This is a genomic window from Bacillus sp. IT-79MI2 (assembly GCF_949768135.1).
Taxonomy (GTDB): domain Bacteria; phylum Bacillota; class Bacilli; order Bacillales; family Bacillaceae_G; genus Bacillus_A; species Bacillus_A pseudomycoides.
Window position 1 is genome coordinate 21,195 of record NZ_CATKPV010000046.1, and the last position, 24,826, is coordinate 46,020.

A 24,826-nucleotide genomic window follows, 5' to 3' on the forward strand; every position below is an offset into this window, starting at 1 on the left:
TAAATTCCTTTATTTGCATAAAAATTATTGGAAAAGTTTATTTTTCTTGAAATATACGGTACTCTTAGTGTAAAGGCATACAAATAGCAAGAGAGAGGATGATAGAAGTGAATACATTTAAATGGATTAGTCATGAAAAGATGTATTTAGACCAAATACATGTTGAAAAATGTGGTCCTCTTTCAGTTGGTGTATATGGGGGGAATCAAGAGAGTGATGCGTATGAAAGAGGAGATGCAGTACTAGCTTGGTGGGATCCGCAATTAGAATTTGAATTTGTTATGATCTTTGATGCTCATCATAAAACGAAAAATATACATTATATAATAGAAGCAATTTCTGAAAGAAAAGAGAAGTTACAAGAATTATTCTCATATCCAGTTCATCTTGCGTTTCATCATACACATATGTATTTATTAGCGTTATTTACAGATGAGTTATTTATTGAGAAATGTGAACAAGAGAATGAAGAACTCGCGTGCTTAATTTGTTTACGAAAAGGTGAATTTTTATATTGGTTATCAGTAGGAGAGTGCTTTGCTTATTTATTTCATTCGGAACAATTACAGAATGGAAAAGGGAGATTAAATAAGCGTAAATTTTATGAATATATTGGAAGGAAAAATGTTTTTGCTGCTAATTCGCCCTGCTTCACTTCTGGGGTTCGTGGATTAGAGAAGGGAATGAATCATATTGTTTTGGCGACAGACGGTGTGTTAGAGTGTGATAAGCAAACGTTTGATGATGACCATTCCTTACTTGAAGTACTGCATAAAGGAGATTCTCTTCAGATTGAACCTGCATTAGCGAATGTGCTTGAATGGAAGGGAAGAGATTGTGCGACTATCATTGGGTGGTCAATTGATACAGAAAATAGAGAATGTGCGAATTAATATTTTTCATAAAGTGAGCTTAGGATAAATCCATTCTAAGCTCATTTTCTTTTTCTTGAATAAAAGTAAAATTTAAATAATCCAATGCAAACAAACCTTCAGTATATTTCTAGTGTATCGAAGGTTTATTGTATATGTGGAAACACATTTACTCTGTGAAAATGAAAAAATGATTATAAATATGAGAGAAAAAATTTTCCTGTACGTTATATAAAGTGTAGAAGCTTTTACAAAAAAATAAGGGGAATTACGAAATGAAATCAAATGAGAAAAATTTTATAAAAAGGCTGCAGCGACAAAAAGAAGATGCGTTAGAGTTTATTGTAGATACTTATTTGCCATTAATAAAAGCAATAGTACATAAGGTCCTTATTCCGCTTAAAAATGATGGACTTATAGACGAATGTATCAATGATATTTTTCTTTCAGTTTGGAATAATGCAAACAAGTTTCATGGAGAGCCGGAAGATTTTAAGAAGTGGATTGCAGCGATTGCTAAATTTAAGGCAATTGATTATTACAGAAAAGTTAGTAAGAGAGTTAAGGCTACTTCAGATGATTTTGATGTAAATACAGGAAAATCGGCAGAAGATGAATTAATTGTAATGGAAGATAGAAATGAACTTATGAAGCTAATTCATGAATTAGAGCCTGTGGACCAAAAGATTTTTATCATGAAATTTCTTCTAGGGTTAAAGACAGAAGAAATAGGAGAAAAGCTCGGTTTAACGCGAGCGGTGATAGATAATCGGATTTATCGAGGGAAAAAGAAATTACAAAAAAATGCTACGAATCTTAGTTTAGGAGGTAGTGTAATATGAAAGACATCTACGAGCTGTTAAATGACATTGATATAGATGAAAAAGAATTAGAGGAAATGAAGGCTTATGAATTTGAAAAGGAAAAAGTGAAACGTAACTTAAAACAGGCTATACATAAAAAGAAAAAAACGAAGAACTGGAAAAAGGGTGTCGCTGTTGCATCTATTTTAGTAGGTTTGTCAGTTGTAACACTTGGAATTGGATTTCCTACTTATGCAGGAGGGCTTCCGATTGTAGGGAATATTTTTCGATTTTTAGATAATGGTAGAACGGGATTTTATGAAAATTATAAAGAATTTTCTACTGAGTTAAATATGGTGAGAGAAAGTAATGGGATTAAAATAACAATCAATGATGTGATTTCTGATGGACGAACTGTATCAATAACATATTCAGTGGAAAGTGAGCAAGATTTAGGAGATGACCCAATTATATTAGGTGGGTTAGATATAATTGGGTCTGATGGAGGAACAGGAAGTTCTAAAATTTCTAAAGTTGCAGATAAAAAGTATGTAGGTATGGCGACAACGACACATCATAACAGTAATAAAAAAGACAAAATAAACCTTAGATGGAATATAGACAAAATAGAAACACCGGATAAAAAGAAAGAAATAAAAGGGAATTGGAATTTTGCTCTTACTGTAAAGGCAATGGATAGTAAAGAAAAAACAATTAGTGAAAGTTCCGAAAAAGAAGGCGTAAAAGTAAATATGGAAAAGGTGGCAGTGTCACCGATATCGTTTATTCTTTATTACAATCAAGAAGTTTCTAAAAATACAAGGAAGGAATGGGATGCTGTAGATGTTGAGTTGGAAGTTAAAGATGATTTAGGTAATCATTATTCTGGAGAAGGAAATGGTGGATCAGGTAAGGATTCCTATAATATTCATTGGAGTGATACATTTCAAAATCTCAATGAAAATGCAACGAAACTTATTATCACTCCTCGTGTTAACTTACGAATTCATACCCCCGAAAATCATGGCGGGGTAGAAATGAGAGACGGAAAAGAAAATTGAAGTGCCTAAAAAAGAAGCGAAAAGTAAAGATATTGTTTTAGATGATATCGTAATTGATTTAAAGAAATAAAAAAGGAAAGGACTGTATTGATAAATAAGCAGTCCTTTTTCTTTTATTAAGAAGTTGTAACTAATAAAGCATGTGGATGCTGTGTTTTATATTCTTCTTTCCAAGGAATGCTTAATTGCTCCCAAGTTTGCCCGCTATCTAAAGATTGAAATACACCATTATTATTTAAAGTATAAAATGTATGAGGTTCGGCAGGATTTGTTGCAAGCATAGAGATGACAGTTCCGATTGCTGACGGTAGCCCGTGCTGCACTTTTTGGAAAGGAGTGTTTTTTGTTTTTCGATAAATATAAGATTCATAAGGTATACGATGGTGAGCTAGGTCAGCACTTGGTGCAGCAGAGACAAGTATCGTATCACAATCACCAGGATCGATAGCCATACTATATAAATAGTGATGTTCTAAACCTTCGCTACAAGAAGTCCAACTGTGCCCGCTATTATAACTTTCAAGATATGCACGGTCAGGTCCGCCTATAAATCCGTCGCCACATGATGCATACAGGCGATTAGGAGCCTGAGGGTGCATAAGTAGTTGGTGAGCATCGATAGGAGCGCCGAATTTTTTATCCTCCCAATTTTGTCCATTATCTTTACTTTGAATAACAGCTCCGGCTTCAATTGATACATGGATCGTATCTTGCTTATTTGGATCAACTGTAATCCAACGAATATGATGTGTAAATGGACGTGGTGGAAATGCCCATGTATATGAAGAAAGTAATAATTTCATACTTTTACACTCTTTCCATGTTTCACCACCGTTTTCGGAATAGAACAAAGCGCTAGGTTCTGTTCCTACATAAACAATCCCATAGCCATTAACTTGTTTTAAGGGATTGATAGCGATAGAAGTAATAGCAGAATGTAAAATGCCATCTTCTTTAGGAAAGTCAAAATAGTAGTAAGAATCTCCAATTGGTCTCCAAGAATCACCTCGATCATCGCTTAACCATAATCCCCGACCAAATGTTCCGCAATATATACGATTTGGTTGAAATGGGTCAACCGCAATACAAGTAGGTTGCATATTTTGTAAGTGATATTGAACTTGAAATTCTTCATTTCTTTCTTCTACGACAAGAAGTTCACGTTCCATACAAAGGAATAATCGCTTCAATTTTATATCCTCCTTTTCATTTCTTAACAGTATTAAACAATATGAGAAAGAAAAAGAAGTAGTCTTATTTTTTGTTGAGAAAAAAGGAAATGGTAGTAGGAATAACGAAAGGGGTATAAGTAAGGGGTGGATCGTGGCTAGGGATATAAGTGAATAGACTTGGATAAATTGGTAAGGTCTGTCACATAATAGAATGCAGGAATTATTTTTTTAGGAAATTCACATGGGACATTCACATCATCATGGTCATTCACAAAATAAAAAAGCATTAATGATTGCTGAAGTCATTGGCGGATTTGTAACGAATAGTTTAGCACTTTTATCAGATGCTGGGCATATGCTAAGTGACACGCGGTATCTCTTGTTTTAAGTTTGTTTGCTTTTAAAATTGGAGAAAAAACATAAAGAACCACTTTGCAAAGTATGAAAGAAAAAAGATGATAAAAAGTGTCATAAACCATCTTAGGAAACATACATATATATAATGTGGCCACAAACAGTTTGTAAGGTGAATATTTCATGATATTACTTTACTTCTAAAATATCATCTTTTATAATCAAAGTGGTAATTGATAGAGATTATCATTTTCAATGATTGTAGAAAGGAGTTTTTAAAAGATGAGCAGTCAACTCCGTTTTGCTGTTGAAAATCGTAAGAGGCAGTTAATTGATCAGTTAATTGGGGCGGGTGTGTTTAAAATTCTCAATCGACAATTATACGAGCTCTCTTTAGAGGAACTAGAAAAAGAGTATAGGGACATTGAGAAATATGCCGAGATTCGCGCATAGTTATATAGAATTGTAAAGGAAGAGCCGTTTGCGTTGAGAGAACACGTAAACGGCTCTTTTCATTATTTCATAGAGATTATTTTTTGGATTTCTTTCATTGGTCGTAACCAGTTTTGAGACATGATTTGTTCTATTTGTGCTGCATCCTGGTTTTTTAATGCCTCAATTATTAAATTGTGCTCTTCAATCGATTTACGTGCAGGAATGAAGTTTTGGAAAAAAAGGTATTCAAGACGTAACACATGAAGTTGTATGTTTGCTAAGAAAGGCTCGATATATGTATTTTTAGCGATTGATACGATTGTATTATGAAATTGTATATCTAAGTTTAATGCTTGTTTTGAATTTTTTTCATCTATGGCATTTTGAAATGCCTCGTTTATTTCAGAAAGTCTTATCAGGTCGGTGTCGTTTATTTGATGAATTGCTTGTTTTCCAATAATGGTATGAAGACCAGCGATCGTTTCATAAATGACAGATACATCTTCTAATTTTATAGGAGCGATTTTTGTTTTTTGTCCTGGAACCATCTCGACCAGTCCTGAAAGTTCTAACACTTGCAGTGCTTCTCTAACCGGTGTTCTGCTCACACCTAAAGCTTCAGCTAGCTCTCCATCATTAATCTTTTCATCAGGTTGTAAAACACCTTCAATAATCCAATCTTGTAGTTGATTTAAAACGAGGGATTTAGCAGATACTCTTTCTTGCTTTCGATAGTTTTGAGGAATAGGCATAATCGAACAGTTCCTTTCATTTTATGTTTTGTTTTTTCGTAACGGCAAGTCGTAGTTTCGGTTTTCCTTCATCTGGCTTTTGGCTTAGTACAAGTACCATTACAATAATACAAAGAGCGCCTAAAAATTGAAATGATTGAAACGGAACATGCAAAATGAGAATAGAAGAAATGATAGCTGCAAGTGGTTCTGTACAACCAAATAATGTAGTTTCTTTCGGTGTAAGATATCGTATGCTGTCTAAATATAAATAAAATGCGATGAGTGTGCCGAAAATAACAACGAATGTAATGAGAAAAAGATTGTTAGGCTGTAAATATTTCATGCCAGATAATAAGATAAACTCGTTCGTGGAGAGAAAATGTAAGACGGTTACACCAACTCCTCCAATAATCATCCCCCATCCAACAATGACAGATGAAGACCATTTTTCTAATAATTCCTTTGAATAAAGGCTATAGAATGCTAGTGATAAACCGGATAAAATGCCCCAAACGATAGCTGGTGTTGAAACAGCTAAATTATCAATGGATCCATTCGTTAGCAAGAAAAAGGTCCCGATTAAAGATAGTACGATAGAAATAAAATCGATTTTAGTAGGACGAATATTCCATTTAAAGATAAGGTAAACAGTTATAAATATTGGTGCTAAATATTGTAACAATGTTGCGACTGCAGCATTTCCTTCCTGAATAGAAGCAAAATAGGTATATTGTACAGCCAGCATACCTAACAATCCAAACAGAATTATTTTGTTTGCCTCGGCTTTTTGCTTCCAAATACCAAGCACTTCTGATTTTTTACTGCCAAATGAGGAGAATAAGAGCAAAATAATTCCGGATATAAGTAATCGAATTGTAACTAACCATTCTGTAGAAACATTTTCTTGTTGAAACAGTTGTTGTGCAGCGGTCCCGGATAATCCCCATAAACTAGCACCTGTAATGACCATAATAATGCCTTTCAACCTTCCTGAATCCATAGCTGGGTTCTCCTTTCAGAAAGAAAATTTAATTGAAATATTGAATACAATATGTAATATATCACGAGTAATATTAAAAAAACAGAATTTTTTAATATTAAAGATAGACATGTGATAGTTATAATCATGGTAAAATATTGTAAAGGAGGGATTTGATGATCGGTGGATTTATAATCAGTTTTCTTGTAGGCATGTTAATCATTATTATGGGATACCAAATTCATATAAAAAAGCGGTTATTTCTCATTGCAGGATATCAAGAAGAGACTTTCGTGGGGGATAAAGAGAAACTTGCAAAAATATTTGGGGTTTTTTCTTACGTAATAGGAATTACTACGGCTCTGTTACCATTTGGATTAGAAACAATTGGTGATGCTGCGGGAATTGGTTATGGGATTTTTGTTGTTATAAGTACAATTGTACTTGTTATATGGGCTAATGTAATAAATAAGCCTAGTAACTCTAAAGAACAAACGAAAACAAGATGGTAACCTTTTAGGGAAACCATCTTGTTTTTCTACTTTGTATTATGATGCCACGGTAAAAGGAGGGATTGGATCAACAAAATCATCCCAATCCTGTCTCATTTCTTCATCGGTTAATAAGCATGTATCTAAAGAGCGTTCAATATCATATTGTTTCATTTTAACTCCAATAAAGACTAGCTCTGTTATGCGATCTCCGTACTGCTCATCCAATTTTTTAGTATTTCTGGCTCTTCTATAAGTATTTGCTGCTGCTCAGCTTCTGGTAATGCTGCAATCCATTCACCAGCTCCTTGGATGATAATGGAAGAGCCAGCTTGAGATAGAAGCCCCATCATGTGATTACGAGATGCAAGCCAGAAAAAATCTTTCGCTCTTACAACATCCAAAGGCCATTTTTTTAACCAATTCATAAGTCGAACAGGATGAAATGGACGTTTACGGCGATAAACAAAGGAACTAATGCCGTATTCTTCTGTTTCTGGTGTATGGTGTTCGCTATTTAACTCCTGAATCCAGCCAGCTGATTGACTTGCTTCATCATAGTTAAATAAATTTGTATTTAAAATTTCATTTAGTGGTACTGCACTAAATGAAGATTGTTCTTCTATATGCACTGTTTGTTATTCCGATTGTAAGTGCGTTTTTATTTTCCAACGTAACAATTAATGGTAGTCTCGCAGCGAACAGGGAAATGAATCAGAGTGCACAGGCAAAAAGTGTAGAGCAGAAAGTACCACAAACGAAACAGATCAGTTCTGATTGGAGAGAATTATTAGTTGATCAGGAAGAAGAGCCAATTCAAAATCTACCTACATCAGAACAGTCGCCAGAACAGTTAGAGAAAACGATAATGAACCAGAAGGAAATACAAATAGATGATAAAAACTATATTCAAACAATGAATATAATCGGAAAAGATGTTCTTGGATTTAAAGGGAAACAAATTACATTTACAGGTTTTATTTATAACGATAAAGAAGTAAAAGGAGATAAAATAGTAGTTGCCAGGTATGGTATTACATGTTGTATTGCAGACGCTTCAGTATGGAGATTATTTCTTATTAAAAACTCAGATATGAAATGCAACGCTATCCTTCAAATGCTAATTTCGTTTCGTAATGATGAGTAATCGAATCATATATTTTGGACACACTTAAAAATGTGAGTTTTCAAGTGAACATGTTTAGAAATTGTATTAGAAAGAAATGTTTTGGAGGTATTTTTTATGAGAAGAAATTGTGTAGCATTACTCATTATTGATGTACAAACAGGTTCTTTTCAAGAGAAGCAACCTTTATATAAAGGAAAGGAATTATTAGAAAATATTCAGTTGTTAATTTCAAAAGCTCGTACTGCTCAAGCACCTATTATTTACATGAAGTATAATGGAAAAGCTGGTTCTCCACTTGAACGGGAGACTTCAGGTTGGAGTATTCATAAATCTATAGCTCCATTAGCAGAAGACATTACTCTTGAAAAAAATCATCCTGATTCATTTCATAGAACGAGCTTACAGCAGGAACTAGATGAAAGAAGTATAAAACAAATTGTAATGGTAGGAATTCAAACTGAGATTTGTGTGGATGCAACATGTAGACGTGCTTATAGTCTTGGATATAATCTTACTCTTGTAGAAGATGGACATAGTACATACGACTCCACAATCTTATCTGCATCCCAAATTATCGATCATCATAACCAAGTAATTGGACAATGGTTCGCTCATGTTAAACCTGCTGAGCAAATTAGATTTTAGTGGGTATTTTCATTCTATAATATAGTACGAATATACAATTGATTTCAGATTGAAACATGATTCGGATTACATATAGTGTTATTTTGTAAGCGATTTCTAGATTTTTTCTTCGTAAGGTTTTCATATGTATTTTTGTAAATTATAAATAAAAATACAATATTTTTTATAATTTCCATTGCGAAAATCTCAATCTACTTTTACAATAGAAAAGGTCGTATATATTATACTGAAAAAATAAATCGAAATAATGTGAAAATTACGTTTTGTCTTCGTTCATTGTATATCGTATACACGTAAGACGACACACATCATGTTATCGACTTGTAAGGAGAGAAGCAAATGAAAAGTGTAAGATTACCATCGATTCCAGAAATCATTATTCTTTTATTACTGTTTCTTGCTGTTGTCTTTTCCTTTCAAACGATCTTTAATTTGCCGATTCAATTAGCGCTATTTATTTCATGGTTTTTAGTAATTGCGCTTGGATTAAGGCTAGGGTTTCGTTATCAAGAATTGCAAGATGCAATTACGAAAGGAATTTCTAACGGATTAGAAGCTGTTCTCATCTTAGTTGCTGTAGGAGCACTAATTGGAACATGGATTGCTGGCGGGGTTGTACCGACATTAATCTATTACGGATTAGAATTTATTCATCCGAGTATATTCTTATTAGCAACCTTAATTATTTGTTCAATTACTTCTATTGCAACAGGTACATCATGGGGAACAGTTGGTACAGCTGGTATTGCCATGATGGCAATCGGTGAAGGTCTTGGTTTACCGCTGCCATTAGTTGCCGGAGCAGTACTTTCAGGGGCATACTTTGGAGACAAGTTATCTCCGCTTTCTGATAGTACGGTACTTGCTGCTTCAATGGCAAAAGTAGATGTTATTGCGCACGTTCGTGCGATGCTTGTACTAGATGTACCAGCATATATTATTACCGGTATTATGTTTACAGTTGCCGGATGGATGTATGGTGGAGATAATGTTGATTTAAACAAAGTGGAATTTTTAAAAGAAGCTTTATTAAAGCAATTTGATATTAAAATATGGATGCTTGTACCAGCGGTTATTGTCATCGGACTATTAGCAATGAAAAAACCATCAATGCCAACAATTGCAATGGGAGCGCTTCTCGGTGCAGTTTGGGCAACTCTGTTCCAAGGTATGCACTTTGGAGAGGCAATTGGAACAGCATATAACGGTTTTTCTATTGAATCAGGTGTGGACTTCATTGATAAGTTGCTAAATCGCGGTGGAATCAATGGTATGCTTGGATCAGTAGCAGTTATTATTTTTGGATTAGGTTTCGGAGGGTTACTTGAAAAACTCGGTGTTTTAAAAGTAATCGTATCAAAATTTGAGAAGAAACTAAACTCTGCAGGAAATGTAACACTGTCCACATTAATCGTCGCTTTCTTAGCAAACGTATTCGGCTGCGCAATGTACGTATCACTTATTTTAACTCCAAAAATTATGCAAGACAGCTATGATAAATTAAAGCTCGATCGTCGTATATTGGCTCGTAACTCAGAAGTGGGTGGAACGCTAACTTCAGGTATGGTTCCATGGTCTGATAATGGGATTTACATGGCTGGTATATTAGGGGTCGCAACATTATCATACATTCCATTCATGTGGATGAGCTTTGTATCATTAGCATTGGCAGTTATATACGGATATACAGGGAAATTCATTTGGTATGTTGATGATGCTGAAAAAGGGAAACAAGTGTCATAATATAAAATCATCCCTTCCATTGGTGTATTAGAGATTTTTAATTTCTATAGAAGATGACAATTCTTCATCGTATAGTACGAAGTTAACCCGTAAGTTCGATTAGAACTTACGGGTTGTTCAGTTTCTAATGAGATTAGTATATTTCGCTTATCAAAAAGCAAAATATATAGTATCAAAAACAGGAGGAGAAATATGACTGAATCATTACTGCTGGAGTATGGGGGAGTTATATTAATTCTTATCGCATTAGAAGGAGTTTTATCTGCAGATAATGCTCTTGTACTTGCTATTATGGTTAAACATATACCTGAAGATGATAGAAAAAAGGCTTTATTTTATGGATTATTCGGAGCATTCATATTTCGATTTGGGTCATTATTTTTAATTTCATTTCTTGTGAATGTATGGCAGATGCAAGCGATTGGTGTTTCTGGTTGGTTTTTATCTCCCGATTCATCTGAAACATAATTTTTTAAATATAGAATTATGAATAAACAGGAGTGAGAATCCTTATCGTTTGAAGGGAAGTCTGTTACAATAAAAGCGTAGCTATTATATTTTCAAGGGGATGAAAACATGGAGTACAGAATTGAAAGAGATACATTAGGAGAAATGAAAGTTCCAGCTGATAAATTATGGGCAGCGCAAACACAACGCAGTAAAGAAAACTTTCCGATTGGAACAGAGTATATGCCGATTGAAATTGTACAAGCATTTGCAATTTTAAAGAAAAGTGCTGCGATTAGTAACCAGAAACTAGGGAAGTTATCAGAAGAAAAAGCGCAGGCGATTGTAGAAGCAGTCGATGAAATCCTAGCAGGAAAATGGAATGAACATTTTCCGCTTGTTGTATGGCAAACAGGCAGCGGTACACAATCAAATATGAATGTGAATGAGGTAATCGCAAACCGGGGGAATCAAATTTTAAAGGGAAAAGGGCTTGATGTACATATTCATCCAAATGATGATGTAAACATGTCTCAAAGTTCAAATGATACATTCCCGACAGCACTTCACGTTGCATGTGTGATTGCGGTGGAAAACCAAGTGTTACCGGCAATTACAAAATTAAAAGTAACATTAGAGAAAAAAGTAAATGAGTTTCAAAATATTATTAAAATTGGTCGTACGCATCTGCAAGATGCAACGCCTTTAACGCTAGGACAGGAAATTAGTGGTTGGCATCGTATGCTTGAAAAAACAGAGCGTATGATTGCGGATAGCAATACATATATGAAAGAACTTGCGATTGGTGGTACTGCAGTTGGAACAGGAATTAATGCTCATCCTAAATTTGGTGAGATGGTCGCAGAGGAAATTAGTCAGTTTACAGGAAAACAATTCGTGTCTGCACCGAATAAGTTTCATGCATTAACGAGTCATGATGAAGTTGTGTTTGCACATGGTGCATTAAAAGCATTAGCAGCTGATTTAATGAAGATTGCTAATGATGTACGTTGGCTTGCGAGCGGTCCACGTAGTGGTCTGGGTGAAATTATTATTCCTGCGAATGAGCCAGGAAGCTCTATTATGCCAGGTAAAGTAAATCCAACGCAAAGTGAAGCATTAACAATGGTTGCAGCGCAAATTATGGGAAATGACGCAACAATTGGATTTGCGGCGAGCCAAGGTAACTTTGAGTTAAACGTATTTAAGCCAGTAATTGCATATAACTTCTTACAATCTGCTCGTTTATTAGCTGATGCAACAGTTTCGTTCAATGATAAATGTGCGGTTGGCATCGAAGCAAATAAAGAAGTGATTAACCAAAATGTAAATCGTTCTTTAATGCTTGTTACAGCATTAAATCCACATATTGGCTATGAAAATGCAGCGAAAATTGCTAAACATGCTCATAAAGAGGGATTAACGTTAAAAGAAGCAGCATTACAATCAGGATTATTAACGGAAGAACAGTTTGATGAAATTGTAGATCCGAAGAAAATGATTGCGCCGAAAGAATAATTTTAATTCATAATGGAGAGCCAGGTTCTAATTTTAGAATCTTGGCTCTTTTTTCATGGTAAAATATTTGAAATGAAAGGAAGGTGAGGAGAATGAAATACGCCATTTCTACACTAGCGGTGCTGATTACATTTATCGTATTACAATTGTTACCAAGAACTATATTCACATACTTTTACATGCAGGATTCACGGGATTGGACGAGCGTTGCAACAATAACTCCAGCGGTATCTGCTAATTACTTCTTTGATGTTGACTACATACAATTATTCTTCGTTTTTTTATCTTTCATTGTAGGATTTGTTACACTTAAATTTATTGAGAGAAGGAAAAGAGTTTATATTAAAAGTAAATCCGGTAATAGGAGCTACAAGATAATGCTTATGGGCTATGAAAAAAAATCTATGTTAGTGAAAACATGGATCTTTAATGATTTTCATGAACGAGTAAATTTGAAAATCTTATTAGCAGCCCTAGAATAACCACCCGCGTTACGAAATGATTGACTAATTTTTTTCGTATTGTTCTTATAAATAGGATTCCTTAACACTTCACTAACAGCTTCTTTGATATCCTCCGCCGATAGTTGTTGAATATTTAACATAGCTCCTGCACCAAGTTCTTTCACTCGTTCAGCAATCGTATGTTGATCATTTATGATAGGAAGCATAACTAAGGGTACTTCAAAATAAAGTGATTCACTGGTGCTATTCATTCCACAATGGCTAATAAAGACATCAGTTTGGCGAAGTACATCTAATTGAGGAACATAGTTACGAACAATAAAATTATCGGGTATATTCTTTAGCTGCTCTGCTTTTAATTGTTTGCGTTTGGCGATTTCTTCTAATTGTAAAAATGCTTTTAGCATGGTCAAACGCTCTTGTTTTTGTTCCATATCATCTATTCCTGTCAGGGACATATTTATTTTTGGATCTTGTGAATATGCAAAAGTGGTCCAAGTTGCAATAGATAATAATTTGTTTTGGTGGGCAATCCATTTTCCAGGTAAAGACTGTGCATCGTATATAATATAATCATACGTTTCGTTGGAAATTTCCTCTAGAATGGAGTCGGTGATCATTTCCATTGCATTTAGAAATTGCAATAAATATTCTTGAGGCTGGGGATTAACTGTCCGTAAAAGTCGGATTGGTGAGGGATAATACTCAGTGGGAGATGAAGAAAAACTCAACTGCTTTTCACTTTGAATGGTTGTGAATATTCGAATAGATCTCGAGGGGATTGGAACCAACTAGAGAATAAAAAAGAAATTATAAAAGTAAGTAAGATCTTGATAGATGTTGTGGTGAAATAGTAATCTGTTGCTTTTGATCATGATATGGAAATGAACATGAACATGAATCGTAAATAAGGCGATATAATTGGGCGTAAAAAACAAAAATCTTTTCACAGATTTTTGTTTTTTTATTAATTATAAAATTCCTTTCATTTCACATTGTATACAAACGTTTTTTGAATTTGTTTATAAAATAAGTAAACGTAATGTTGAAATGTTTGTTGAGTTTATGCTAATATGATAAAGTGGATAAACGATATCGTAATTTGTTTAGGTTAATAATAAATTTTTTGGAGGATTGTTTAATATGAGTGATATTTCAGAGAAGTTTTGGGACGCTTCCGTTGAAGAACTGAAAAAAGGATATGTATTTGAAGAGGATACAGAAGAATACGTTTGCTTAGCTTGCGGAGAAACTTTTATAAAAGGTGTTATTTATCAAGAGCATAATGTTTTGTATGAAGCAGAGAAATTCGCACAGCTGCATATTGAAAAGGAACATACATCTATGTTCGCATATTTATTAAGTCTGGATAAGAAGTTTACAGGTTTAACAGATTTACAAAAGAAAATGGTGCAATTTTTTTATATGGGTTTAAATGATAAAGAAATTGTGAAAGAGATGGATGGAGGCAGTACATCGACAATTCGTAATCATCGATTTACATTACGGGAGAAGATGAAACAGGCTAAGGTGTTTTTAGCGCTGATGGAATTGTCGGAAGAAAAATCAAAAGTGCAGTCTAAATTTTTACCGATTCACCGCACAGCTACAATGGTGGATGACAGGTATAATATTACAGAAGATGAGAATGATGAAGTGCTGAAATTGCATTTTACCGAAGGATTAGATGGGCCACTTGTTAAATTTCCGAAGAAACAAAAGCGTAAACTTATCATATTGAGACATTTAGTGAAAAAGTTTGATAGTAGTGAGAAGTATACAGAAAAAGAAGTGAATCAAATTTTAGAAAGTGTGTATCCGGATTTTGTAACTTTGAGAAGATATTTAATTGAATATGGTTTTCTAGATCGAACAGCTGATGGAAGTAAATATTGGGTTAAGTTATAAGAAAAAGACAAAAGAAAGGAGAAATGAAATTTGAAATTACCTACAGATAACACCGAAGAAGGTGTAGAATCACAGAATCAGGAGAAGGAAGGGAAACCGATATGAAAATCAATGTCCATGTTCTTAGTTCCTTTACTTTTAAGTAATGTATTACAATCAGTTGGACAATTGTTTGGGATGGTAGTGGTAGGACGATGGCTCGGTGTGAATGATTTAGCTGCCATTTCTGCATTTTTTCCATTGTTCTTTTTACTTGTTTCATTTGTAATTGGAATTGGCTCTGGTAGTTCAATTTTAATCGGGCAGGCATTTGGTGCTCGAAATGAAGATCGGATAAAAGCGGTTGTCGGTACAACGCTCACATTTACATTTATTATTGGAGCTATTTTAGCGGTAGTTGGAAGCATATTTGCAATGGACATTCTGCGCCTTATGGGGACACCAGAAAACATTATTGATATGAGTGTTCACTATGCACGTATCTTATTTATTTCAATGCCGGTCTTATTCTTATATTTTGCATATACAACATTTATGCGAGGTACAGGAGATTCTAAAACGCCATTTTACTTTTTAATTGTTAGTACAGTATTGAACATGATATTGTTGCCTGTTCTTATTTTTGGTTGGTTAGGATTGCCGGAACTTGATGTTTATGGAGCAGCTTATGCTTCTGTTATATCAACGATTATAACGTTTGTTGTAATGCTTATTTATTTAAAGAAGAAAAATCATCCATTGCAATTGGATGGGGCAGTACGAAAATATCTTCGGATGGATTGGGAATTATTAAAGTTATTACTACGTCTTGGTATTCCAGCAAGTATTAATATGATATTAGTTTCGTTATCTGAGATTGCAGTCATTGCATTTGTAAATCGCTTCGGTTCTGATGCGACCGCAGCCTATGGAGTCGTGAACCAAGTGGCAAGTTATGTACAAATGCCAGCAGTGAGTCTTGGAATTACAGTATCCATTTTTGCTGCACAATCCATTGGTGCGAATCAATTCGATCGATTACAGAAAGTTGTTCGGGCAGGTATTGTGATGAATTATATCATCGGCGGGGTATTAATTGCTCTTATTTATTTGTTCTCAAGAGAAATTTTATCGTTGTTCTTAACAAGTCCAAATACAATCGAAATTGCTCATAGTTTAGTGATGATTACATTATGGAGTTATTTAATTTTCGGTCATGCACAAATTATTGGTGCGACAATGCGGGCAAGTGGAACCGTACTATGGCCGACTATTATCAGTGTTGTATCAATTTGGCTTGTAGAAGTTCCTGTTGCCTATTACCTTTCGTATCATACAAGTCTTGGTATAAAGGGTATATGGATTGGATATCCAGCAGCATTTATTGTGAGTTTACTTTTACAATATGGGTATTATAAACTTTCATGGCAGAAGAAACGGATTACGCGACTTGTTAGTTAGATTGAAAGTAAATAAAAATGTCCCTAAGCTTGAAAGCTTAGGGACATTTTTATTTTGTATGAGTACAAAGAACTCATAAATAACTTTTCAAAGTTACATCAAAATGGTGTCTTATGAGTTTTCCATCATTCATATAGAATTCCCAAGCTTTCTCTGGATCTCCGATAATCTCAAAGGAATTTTCTGTTATATATAAAGCACAATTATCCTCTAAAGCAATTCCATCTATATCACATGCATGATTTTGTAAGAATAAATGGAAAGCAGTTGCTCTATCTGGCTGATTGTAATGGGGACAGAAGTGTTTGTTTACCATATTCCAGCCATCGCTTTCTATATAGCCATCTCCTTTATAATTAGAACGGAAGCCGGTTGTAAACCAGCACATAGCACCAGAGCTATATCCTGCAATGAATGTTCCATTGTGTAGGGCTGCTATTAACTTTTCATCTATTTTGTTTTCCCTCCACTTTTCAAGCATATTGATATAATTTCCTCCGCCTAGATAGATGAAATCAGCAAAATGAATCATTTCACTTATTGTATCTTCGCTATAGCTTTCCTTTATGCAACATAGAATGTGAACATCACACCCTAACTGCTTTTCAAATGTTTCTCTAAATTCTTTTATATAACCTTCATCATCATTGCTTGCTGTTGGGATAAACAATACTCTTGGAGATTGTTTCCCAGTTAGTTCTATAAGTCGTTGATTTATATGGAAATGATCTGTCTGTTCGAGATAACCTCCGCCAATTACAGCTAACTTCATAATGAAGCACCACCTAATAGATTTTTATTATTGATAAAATTTCGCTACAGGAGAGTGTCTTTCCTTCTGCAACAAAAGATGAAAAGTAAAAAGCATGAATGAATAAAGGGAAGGTGTGTGATATACCGAAGTTAAATAAAAAGTGAACTCGATAATAGGAGGGGAAATAGTGAAAAAATTAATTGTAATTATACTAGCTGGAGCACTTATTTGGGCTGGAGTTAACTTTTATAATTCCAAGCAAGAAGAAAAAGAACGGAAAGCAAAACAAGCAGCACTGCAAGAGAAAGAAGTATTACCTCAAGTAGGATTTAAGGCGCCGAAAATCACACTAAAAGGATTAGATGGAAAGCTTTATTCATTAAATGATGCAAAAGGAAAACCGTATGTTATCAACTTCTGGGCGTCATGGTGTGGACCATGTGAAATGGAAGCGCCAGATTTAGTTCGTCTTTATGATAAGTATAAAGAAGACGTTGAAATTTTTGCGGTAAATGCAACAATTGGGGATCCAGTACAAGAAGCAAAGGCGTTTGCAGATCGTTTCGGATTTAAGTTCCCAGTTTTATTAGATATGGATGGGGTGGCTGGACTTGATTATAAAATTGTTTCACTGCCAACAACGTTTTTTGTTGATAAAGATGGGATTATTGTAGATCAAGCGCGTGGAGTATTACCTCCGGATCAGTTGGAAAAGAAATTTAAAGAATTAATTGAGAAGTAAGAGGGGGATATTCCTCTTGTTGATTTGAAATGAAGTTATTATCAAGATCTAAATCGTAAAAAGTCATAAAAAATAAAGGATAATATATATTAGCGATGTACAATATGTATTACCCTTTTACTTCTTGTTTAATAAATACGATCGATTGTACATGTATCTACAGTGAACTACCCGCCACTTAATGCTCTTACAAGCTTCCATCTGCATTTTGACTAAAGTTGTTTGCCTATAATGGATTCTCTTTAATAAAGTGTTAAATTTAATTTAAACAAAGTAAATAAAAATTAACGTAAAGATAATTATATGTTAAACTGTATTAAAATTAATTTAATGTAATTTTATTGTGCAAATTGCTATAAGAAAATTAGGAGGATTAGATAAATGAAGGAGATTGAAAGCAAAGATATACAAAAATGGAAAGACCAATATCCTTTACTAAGCAGGCTCATTTCGATGGAAGAAGTATTTTGGATTAATCCCAATATCGAAAAATTTCAAACGGGAATTAAAAAATCCCCCCTCACTCAAGAAGATGTAAGGGATGCAGAGGAAAGGCTGAAACGTTTTGCTCCATATATTGCTAAGGTTTTTCCAGAAACAAAAGGAATGAACGGTATCATAGAATCACCTTTAGTGAGAGTTCCTTTCATGAAACAATCCTTAGAACAGGATTATCAACAACCTATATTAGGTGAATTATTGTTAAAGTGTGATAGTCATCTTCCTATATCAGGATCTATTAAAGCAAGAGGGGGAATTTATGAAATTCTCAAACATGCAGAGGAATTAGCTTTTCAACATCAAATGTTAACGATACAAGATGATTATTCGATTTTAGATAGTGATAAGTTTCGAAGTTTCTTCTCGCAATATTCAATTGCAGTAGGCTCGACTGGAAATTTAGGTCTTAGTATAGGTATTATGAGTGCTAAGTTAGGTTTTAATGTGACTGTTCATATGTCAGCCGATGCAAAAGAGTGGAAAAAAGATTTGTTAAGAAGTAAAAATGTGACAGTGATTGAATATGAAGCTGATTATAGTAAAGCGGTAGAAGAAGGGCGACTGCAAGCAAATGCAGACCCTAGTTGCTATTTTGTTGATGATGAAAACTCCCATGATTTGTTTTTAGGATATGCGGTAGCTGCATCTCGATTGCAAAAACAATTAGAAGAGTTAGAGATAACAGTAAATGATGAACATCCTTTATTTGTTTACCTTCCGTGCGGAGTAGGTGGTGGACCTGGAGGAGTAGCATTTGGCTTAAAGTTATTGTATAAAGACAATGCCCATTGTTTCTTTGCAGAACCTACCCACTCTCCATGTATGCTACTTGGTTTAATGACTGGACTTCATGATAAAATTTCTGTACAAGATATTGGCATTGATAATGTCACAGACGCGGACGGACTTGCTGTAGGAAGACCATCTGGATTTGTGGGTAAAACTATGGAACCTTTTTTAAGTGGTAGTTATACAGTTAGCGATGAACAGTTGTATAAGTTACTTAAGAAATTAGTCGATACAGAGGGGCTCCATTTAGAACCTTCTGCACTAGCAGGGATGATAGGACCAATGAAATTATGTAAAGAGGGAACCGATTATTTATTGAAGCATAATTTAACAGAAAAAGTGAGGAAGGGTACACATATTATTTGGGGGACTGGCGGAAGTATGGTTCCTGAAGAAGTGAGGAATCAATATTATCAAAAAGGCTTGAATTTAGCGCCAGAGAACTAGAAGTAATTTAACACGAGGGTAGTTTAACCCCCGTGTTTTTTTATTCGAATTTTTTTGTTATTTTTAACGTGGTTCATTATAGTATAGATATAGGCTTTTTTTGAAAGTAAGGACTTGACGATATAAGCTTAATAAATTCGTTATGCAATAGAAAGCTTCATTTTACATAAATAAGAGGATGTGTATATACAATGTCACTACAGTCAAAATATTTAGCGGGTATTTCACTTGGGGTAATGGGAGTAGGGTTTGCGGCGACTATTCCATTTCAGGGATCGATGATAGGAACAATTGTACAAGGTGGATTTGAAGCAGGATTAGTAGGGGGGCTTGCTGATTGGTTTGCAGTCACGGCACTATTCCGTCATCCAATGGGAATTCCAATTCCGCATACAGCCCTACTTCCAAAAAATCGTAAACGGATTACGAAAGGTCTCGTTTCCACACTGGAGAATGATTGGCTGACAAAAGAAAGCATAACAAATAAAGTGAAGGAAATGAAGTTAGCACAAATGGTGTTACAGATTGCAGAAAGAGAGCTGCAATCTGATGCTGTGAAAAAAGGGATTGTTACAATTGCTGAAAAAGCGATTCTTCAAATTGATACCGAAAAGTTAGCTATTGTAATTGAAAAAGAATTAAAAACATATTTACATACGATTAATACAGGAAATATACTGCAAGTCCTTATTGATCAATTGGTTGTACAAGAATATGATGAAAAAACACTTGATTACATGTTAGTTAAAGCGAAAGAGTGGACGGCTCAAGATGAAGCTCGTTATCAACTTGGAAGTTTAGGCATGAAAGCGATGGAAAATATAAAAGTGGATGGATTCTTGCAGTTTACTCTAAAATCTTTCATGAATATTGTAGATGAAGAAAAAATAGGAAGCATATTGCAGAAGTTTGTGATTAGTAATATTAGTAGTTTACAAAATCCTGATAATACCACAAGACAACTTATATTAATGAAAGTTCGTCAAGAACTTATTAATGTGAAGGAAAATGAAGCGGTATTACAGGAATTAGAGAATTGGAAAGAAAGTTGGATCGCAAATTGGAATGCGGCTGACAAGATAAAAGAATTGTTAGGACAAGCGCAGGTAAGAGCAGGCGCTTTTATTAAAAAAGAAGAGTTTGCAGATCAATATCTTCTTCCATTTTTAACGAAGCAAATGAACAAAGTGAAAGAAGATCCAGTAACAGTTCAAAAAATAGAAGGCTGGTTGCAAAAGCAAATTGTAAATCTTGTTGAGAACAATCATTCCAAGATTGGAAAGCTTGTACAAGAAAACCTTGATAAGTTAGACGATCAAACATTGATTGAAATGATTGAAAATAACGTCGGCAAAGATTTGCAATGGATTCGTGTTAATGGTGCTGTTTGCGGGTTTATGATTGGGGTAGTTTTGGAAGGGATTAAAGCACTTATATAGAAAAAAACCTTCCTCATGATATGAAATGCATGTGGAAGGTTTTTTAGTATCCGAAGAAGTTTCCTTCCTCAATTATATGCTAGCGCTTCATTCTTCAAGAAGGCTTATGTTTATATTATAAGCTTTTTGAATGTTTAGCTGATGTGTCCCGTTTCCGAGCTTTAGTGTGTTTTTATACCATTGTTCTTGCTGATTTGAATCTGGATTTTCTTCTGAAGAATTATTCACCTTTTTCGTTAACTCTTCTACATGTTCCCAAGGTGTATTCCCATGAGAATCTTTTTGATTTGTTACTGCTGATAGTGTTATGTCGCTATCTTTTACAAGATGAACAGACACGTTTGATCTTTCTTGTACAGACCAATTGCTTTGTAATTGGCCTGGGTAAAGAGAGAGTTCTCTTTCAGAACCGCGAATTTCCACATTTTTATTTTGAGGGAGAACGAGTGTTGCTGTCATTCTTGACTGCGAAGCAAAGAATTTATGGTGAACAGGTAAAGGTTTTAATGTTACATACATTGTTTCACCAACTGTGTGAATGGCAATGAAATCGTCCTGCTTTAGTTTGCTTTTTTCATTTGCTTTCATAGTCATTTCATATGTTCCTAATAAATGTACTTTATTAATGTTACTACCTTCTATTGTAAGAGGAGTATTACTCGTATCAACTACAATCTTTTTAATAGAATCAGGGATGTCATGTTGCACTTCTGGGATGTTATTTGTTTGTTCAGTTGTTCCAATGGAATAACGAATCTCCTCTAGCAATCCAGTGGATAATAAGAAATAGAATGCAATTCCAACTGTTCCTAATACACCAATAAAGAAAATACTAAATATATCATATTTAATAATAGGCTGATCTTTTTTAGAGAATGTAATATATAGTAAAATTTCAATACCGAGCACAATGAAAAGAATAGGCCACCAGGCTGTAAAGTTATCAAATACTTGTATACCTTTTATAGTTGAAAATAATAAGAAACAACCTAATGCGATAATTGAAATCCCCATAGATATCGTTCCTACACGCCATGTTCTCATTCTTTAGCACCGCCTTTTTCTTCTTTATTTCCTAGTAATAATTTAAAGCCACCACCAATTAAAAGGAGGGCAACGATAGATGTTTGGAAATAGCGATAATATAATTCGCTAATATGAATCTTAAATATAGTAGCGAAATAATCGTCAAAAATAGGGAGGAGTGTTTGATCTAGTAAATAATAGCATCCTAACCCGATGAGTCCGATGCCAAGCCATTTTTGATGATTAATAAAATAATCGATAATAGGTGTGTCTTGTAAGTCTTCTTTTCCGTATTTGGATGTTTGCTGTAATGTATCGAAAAAGCTATAAAACCAAATGATAGGTACTAAAAATAAGAAGGCGGAAAGTCTTAATAAATCAAGCATATAAATGGCAAGTAGAAAGGCTGCCATTAGCTGAAGACCACGGCGCTGTAAGCCTAAATACATATGACCCGCTCCAGGGAACATCGCTAAAATAGAAGCGTATGTTTTACTTTTCCTTCCTTGTTCTCGGTGCTCCTCAAAATCTTCGAAAATAGTACGATCGACTAATATTTCCCCACATTCTTTTTTCTGCAGCTGCTGGACGACATCGAAGAAATTATAAATCCATAGAACAGGTAACGTAGCGAGAAAGATAAGAAAACTTTCACGAGATGTTAATAGTGTAACGAATATAATCATGCTACCTAGTCCTGTAAAAGCGACTAAAAATGTAAGTCCACGCTGCATAAGTCCTAATTGGAAATGCCCAAGTCCAGGGATGATGGATAAGAGAATGATATAAAATCGTTCACTTTCACGTGCTGCTTCTTGCGTTAGGTCTTTCTCTTTTTTCCATGACTGATTCACTATAGAAATAATTAAGTCTAGTATATTTATTCCCCATACAAGTGCTAATAAAAATAGGATAAGGAAAACAATCCCGTGATTTCCGAAGTTAATAGTAAAGCCTACCGCAGCGAGAAATAATAATAATGAACTACCACCATATATAATAAAACGACCAATTCGCTTTAAATATAAATGTCCAAGCCCAGGAATTAACCCTAGAACTAGCGCTAAAAATGGGTTTTTATTCATGTTTTGAACCTCCGTTCGTTTTTGAAGTGTGTATAGCTTTGTTTAAAATTTGTTTTGAAATCGAAATCCCACTTTGTTTGGAAGATTGTTCAAAACTAGAAGTTACTGTGAAAATATAATGGAATAAACCGCTTGCCATAAAAATTAAAGTAGCTGCAGTTGCAATTATGTAGTGAATGAGCGTACTTTTCATTTGTCTTGGTTGCTTATTACTCATTTTTTCTTCAAACTTAAGTTTTTCGAAGTTGATTTGCTTCATAACCTCATTTGTAAATGAATCATCATTTATCATTGGAAGGTTTTCATTTTGTTCATCAATGATTTCCATATAAAGTGCTAAACAATGATCACATTCATAAAGATGTTGTTCCATGGATTCACGTTCGTTATGTGATAGAAGATCTAAAGTGTAATTGCACCAAGCTTCTTTTGAAAAATGCGTCATAAAAAATCTTCCTCCTTCCAATGTTTTTTGATCCATTTTCTTGCTCTATAAAGCTTCATTTCGACTGTTTTGACTTCAGCGTTTTGTTGAGTAGCAATTTCTTGATAACTTTTTTCTTCTAAGTAATGTGCGAGAACGACATCACGATAATTCTCTGGAAGTTCTCTTAGTTTTTGAGTAATCAGCAATTTTTGCTCTTTCGTCAGTAACAATGCCTCAATATTATGAGAGGATTTTATATCTTCCTGAGTTTCTTTTGATAAGGAGAGCTCTACTTTTTCCCTTGCTTTCTTTCTCTTATAATCAATGGCATGATTTGTAGCAATCCGCGTTATCCACGTTTTTAATCCGCGGAATTGATAGTTAGGGAGAGAAGCGTGAATCTTTACGAATACTTCTTGTGTGACATCTTGGGCATCCTCCTCATGTCTTAAAATAGCAAAAATAACTTGGAAAATATAATGACGGTATGTTTCTACAAGGATGCGAAAAGCATGTTCATTTCCTTGCTGTGCTTTTTCAATTAATTGTCTTTCTTCAATTGTTCTCTCCCTCCTTTTTGACGCATTCTATTATATAGACGTAAGAAATGATAAGTAACCCTACACATATATCATAAAAAGAATAATATATTTTAGGGGAAGAGACTACTTCAAAAAAGTGTGAACAAATGGTTTAGGGAAGTATATAATGAGCAATAGGGAAATGTTACATGGGAGAAAGGATGTGAATGTTAGTAGAGGAACTCCTATACTAACAAACATGAAAATAAAAGTATTGATAGCCGATGATAATTCTTTTATTAGAGAAGGTATGAAGATTATTTTAAGTACATACGAAGAATTCGAAGTGCTAGAAACAGTAAATGATGGGCAAGAGGCTCTAGATTATTGCAAAAAACATGATGTGGATATTGCGCTTTTAGATGTTCGTATGCCAAATATGAATGGTGTGGAAGCCACAAAATTAATTTGTGAGGAGACAAAAACAAAGCCGCTTATTTTAACGACATTTGATGATGATGAGTATATTTTGGAGGCAGTAAAGAACGGAGCGAAAGGCTATTTGCTAAAAAATAACGATCCGGAGCGCATTCGTGATGCGATAAAGGGGGTATATAACGGGCAAACTGTTATGCAAGACGTAGTACTTGATAAAATTAAGTGTAACTTACTGGAAAATAAAGAAGAGGAATCAAAAATAGATAAGAATCTTTTCACAGAAAGGGAACTTAGCATTATCGCATTAATTGCAAAAGGTTTCTCTAATAAAGAAATTTCAAAACAGCTTTTTATATCGGAAGGAACAATTGCGAATTATATTACGTCTATTTTAGGGAAAACGGGTCTTGAACATCGTACGCAAATTGCGATTTATTATTTAACAGGGAAAGTAGACTAATT

At 34.3% G+C, this 24,826-nt stretch carries 23 protein-coding genes and 5 pseudogenes; 18 read left to right on the top strand and 10 right to left on the bottom strand.

Annotated elements, in window-relative coordinates; genetic code table 11:
* Positions 1-98 precede the first annotated feature (98 nt).
* The 3 genes and pseudogenes from ACM6HU_RS04320 (at position 99) to ACM6HU_RS04330 (ending at position 2,806) form a co-directional block, all read left to right on the top strand.
* Positions 99-893, top strand: coding sequence for a protein phosphatase 2C domain-containing protein (locus tag ACM6HU_RS04320; RefSeq protein WP_033671830.1), 795 nt, complete (start codon positions 99-101; stop codon positions 891-893).
* Positions 894-1,147: 254 nt separating this feature from the next.
* Complete coding sequence (locus ACM6HU_RS04325) at positions 1,148-1,714, top strand: sigma-70 family RNA polymerase sigma factor (protein WP_016114289.1); 567 nt, start codon at positions 1,148-1,150, stop codon at positions 1,712-1,714.
* Positions 1,711-2,806, top strand: a pseudogene (locus ACM6HU_RS04330) (DUF4179 domain-containing protein). The gene ACM6HU_RS04325 and the pseudogene ACM6HU_RS04330 overlap by 4 nt, the downstream one beginning before the upstream one ends.
* A 46-nt stretch (positions 2,807-2,852) precedes the next feature.
* Here the strand turns inward: ACM6HU_RS04330 and ACM6HU_RS04335 are convergent.
* Complete coding sequence (locus ACM6HU_RS04335; RefSeq protein WP_016114291.1) at positions 2,853-3,926, bottom strand: WD40/YVTN/BNR-like repeat-containing protein; 1,074 nt, start codon at positions 3,924-3,926, stop codon at positions 2,853-2,855.
* Positions 3,927-4,149: 223 nt separating this feature from the next.
* On the opposite strand from ACM6HU_RS04335, the pseudogene ACM6HU_RS04340 reads away from it, so the two are divergent.
* Positions 4,150-4,328 (top strand): annotated as a pseudogene (locus ACM6HU_RS04340) (cation transporter); the annotation flags it as partial.
* Positions 4,329-4,544: 216 nt separating this feature from the next.
* Entirely contained in the window at positions 4,545-4,715 is a 171-nt protein-coding gene (gene fbpA, locus ACM6HU_RS04345; RefSeq protein WP_016114293.1) for a Fur-regulated basic protein FbpA, read from the top strand.
* A 62-nt stretch (positions 4,716-4,777) separates the two neighbouring features.
* Here fbpA and ACM6HU_RS04350 read toward each other — a convergent pair whose 3' ends face one another.
* Positions 4,778-5,449, bottom strand: coding sequence for a GntR family transcriptional regulator (locus ACM6HU_RS04350; RefSeq protein ID WP_016114294.1), 672 nt, complete (start codon positions 5,447-5,449; stop codon positions 4,778-4,780).
* A 16-nt stretch (positions 5,450-5,465) separates the two neighbouring features.
* On the bottom strand, positions 5,466-6,431 hold the full coding sequence (locus ACM6HU_RS04355) for a DMT family transporter (RefSeq protein ID WP_016114295.1): 966 nt from the start codon (positions 6,429-6,431) through the stop codon (positions 5,466-5,468).
* 155 nt (positions 6,432-6,586) lie between these two features.
* On the opposite strand from ACM6HU_RS04355, the gene ACM6HU_RS04360 reads away from it, so the two are divergent.
* Entirely contained in the window at positions 6,587-6,922 is a 336-nt protein-coding gene (locus tag ACM6HU_RS04360; protein WP_016114296.1) for a DUF3784 domain-containing protein, read from the top strand.
* A 36-nt stretch (positions 6,923-6,958) separates the two neighbouring features.
* Here the strand turns inward: ACM6HU_RS04360 and ACM6HU_RS04365 are convergent.
* Positions 6,959-7,518: pseudogene (locus ACM6HU_RS04365) on the bottom strand (CobW family GTP-binding protein); the annotation flags it as partial.
* Here ACM6HU_RS04365 and ACM6HU_RS04370 point away from each other — a divergent pair.
* The 6 genes and pseudogenes from ACM6HU_RS04370 to ACM6HU_RS04395 all read left to right on the top strand — a co-directional run.
* Positions 7,509-8,048 (top strand): annotated as a pseudogene (locus tag ACM6HU_RS04370) (TIGR03943 family putative permease subunit); the annotation flags it as partial. The pseudogenes ACM6HU_RS04365 and ACM6HU_RS04370 sit on opposite strands and share 10 nt — an antisense overlap.
* Before the next feature lie 96 nt (positions 8,049-8,144).
* Positions 8,145-8,675 carry a cysteine hydrolase family protein gene (locus ACM6HU_RS04375; protein WP_016114299.1) on the top strand — a complete coding sequence of 177 codons (531 nt, stop codon included), beginning with the start codon at positions 8,145-8,147 and terminating at the stop codon, positions 8,673-8,675.
* Between the two features lie 339 nt (positions 8,676-9,014).
* Positions 9,015-10,418 carry a Na+/H+ antiporter NhaC gene (gene nhaC / locus ACM6HU_RS04380; RefSeq protein WP_016114300.1) on the top strand — a complete coding sequence of 468 codons (1,404 nt, stop codon included), beginning with the start codon at positions 9,015-9,017 and terminating at the stop codon, positions 10,416-10,418.
* Positions 10,419-10,610: 192 nt separating this feature from the next.
* Positions 10,611-10,844: pseudogene (locus tag ACM6HU_RS04385) on the top strand (TerC family protein); the annotation flags it as partial.
* Positions 10,845-10,994: 150 nt separating this feature from the next.
* A complete protein-coding gene (gene fumC, locus ACM6HU_RS04390; RefSeq protein ID WP_414848004.1) occupies positions 10,995-12,383 on the top strand; it encodes a class II fumarate hydratase in 1,389 nt (462 codons plus the stop codon).
* A 92-nt stretch (positions 12,384-12,475) separates the two neighbouring features.
* Entirely contained in the window at positions 12,476-12,865 is a 390-nt protein-coding gene (locus ACM6HU_RS04395) for a hypothetical protein (protein WP_016114303.1), read from the top strand.
* Here the strand turns inward: ACM6HU_RS04395 and ACM6HU_RS04400 are convergent.
* A complete protein-coding gene (locus ACM6HU_RS04400; RefSeq protein WP_229165998.1) occupies positions 12,820-13,578 on the bottom strand; it encodes a nucleotide disphospho-sugar-binding domain-containing protein in 759 nt (252 codons plus the stop codon). The two genes, ACM6HU_RS04395 and ACM6HU_RS04400, sit on opposite strands and share 46 nt — an antisense overlap.
* Before the next feature lie 412 nt (positions 13,579-13,990).
* On the opposite strand from ACM6HU_RS04400, the gene ACM6HU_RS04405 reads away from it, so the two are divergent.
* Together ACM6HU_RS04405 and ACM6HU_RS04410 are read left to right on the top strand one after the other, a co-directional pair.
* Positions 13,991-14,755 (top strand): DUF2087 domain-containing protein, encoded by a 765-nt coding sequence (locus ACM6HU_RS04405; protein ID WP_016114305.1) that lies wholly within the window; start codon positions 13,991-13,993, stop codon positions 14,753-14,755.
* Positions 14,756-14,866: 111 nt separating this feature from the next.
* Complete coding sequence (locus ACM6HU_RS04410) at positions 14,867-16,195, top strand: MATE family efflux transporter (protein ID WP_414848005.1); 1,329 nt, start codon at positions 14,867-14,869, stop codon at positions 16,193-16,195.
* A 73-nt stretch (positions 16,196-16,268) separates the two neighbouring features.
* Here the strand turns inward: ACM6HU_RS04410 and ACM6HU_RS04415 are convergent, their stop codons facing one another.
* A complete protein-coding gene (locus tag ACM6HU_RS04415) occupies positions 16,269-16,967 on the bottom strand; it encodes a Type 1 glutamine amidotransferase-like domain-containing protein (protein WP_016132706.1) in 699 nt (232 codons plus the stop codon).
* Positions 16,968-17,136: 169 nt separating this feature from the next.
* Here ACM6HU_RS04415 and ACM6HU_RS04420 point away from each other — a divergent pair, with 169 nt between their 5' ends.
* The 3 genes from ACM6HU_RS04420 (at position 17,137) to ACM6HU_RS04430 (ending at position 20,867) form a co-directional block, all read left to right on the top strand.
* A complete protein-coding gene (locus ACM6HU_RS04420; RefSeq protein ID WP_016114308.1) occupies positions 17,137-17,691 on the top strand; it encodes a TlpA family protein disulfide reductase in 555 nt (184 codons plus the stop codon).
* 381 nt (positions 17,692-18,072) lie between these two features.
* Positions 18,073-19,428 carry a D-serine ammonia-lyase gene (locus ACM6HU_RS04425; protein ID WP_016114310.1) on the top strand — a complete coding sequence of 452 codons (1,356 nt, stop codon included), beginning with the start codon at positions 18,073-18,075 and terminating at the stop codon, positions 19,426-19,428.
* A gap of 191 nt (positions 19,429-19,619) precedes the next feature.
* Positions 19,620-20,867: a DUF445 domain-containing protein gene (locus ACM6HU_RS04430; RefSeq protein ID WP_088093781.1), complete on the top strand. Its 1,248-nt coding sequence runs from the start codon at positions 19,620-19,622 to the stop codon at positions 20,865-20,867.
* 87 nt (positions 20,868-20,954) lie between these two features.
* Here the strand turns inward: ACM6HU_RS04430 and ACM6HU_RS04435 are convergent, their stop codons facing one another.
* From ACM6HU_RS04435 to ACM6HU_RS04450, 4 genes are read right to left on the bottom strand one after another with little or no spacing between them, the layout of a single operon-like run.
* Positions 20,955-21,911 (bottom strand): LiaF transmembrane domain-containing protein, encoded by a 957-nt coding sequence (locus tag ACM6HU_RS04435; protein ID WP_016114312.1) that lies wholly within the window; start codon positions 21,909-21,911, stop codon positions 20,955-20,957.
* The gene (locus tag ACM6HU_RS04440) at positions 21,908-22,978 is read right to left on the bottom strand and encodes a hypothetical protein (protein WP_088093780.1); all 1,071 of its coding nucleotides are present in this window, start codon (positions 22,976-22,978) and stop codon (positions 21,908-21,910) included. Before ACM6HU_RS04440 ends, ACM6HU_RS04435 begins: the two co-directional genes overlap by 4 nt.
* Positions 22,971-23,423 (bottom strand): hypothetical protein, encoded by a 453-nt coding sequence (locus ACM6HU_RS04445; RefSeq protein WP_016114314.1) that lies wholly within the window; start codon positions 23,421-23,423, stop codon positions 22,971-22,973. Before ACM6HU_RS04445 ends, ACM6HU_RS04440 begins: the two co-directional genes overlap by 8 nt.
* A complete protein-coding gene (locus tag ACM6HU_RS04450; RefSeq protein WP_255255005.1) occupies positions 23,420-23,965 on the bottom strand; it encodes an RNA polymerase sigma factor in 546 nt (181 codons plus the stop codon). The genes ACM6HU_RS04445 and ACM6HU_RS04450 overlap by 4 nt, the downstream gene beginning before the upstream one ends.
* Positions 23,966-24,185: 220 nt before the next feature.
* On the opposite strand from ACM6HU_RS04450, the gene ACM6HU_RS04455 reads away from it, so the two are divergent.
* The gene (locus tag ACM6HU_RS04455) at positions 24,186-24,824 is read left to right on the top strand and encodes a response regulator transcription factor (protein WP_044880819.1); all 639 of its coding nucleotides are present in this window, start codon (positions 24,186-24,188) and stop codon (positions 24,822-24,824) included.
* The last annotated feature ends 2 nt before the right edge of the window (positions 24,825-24,826 follow it).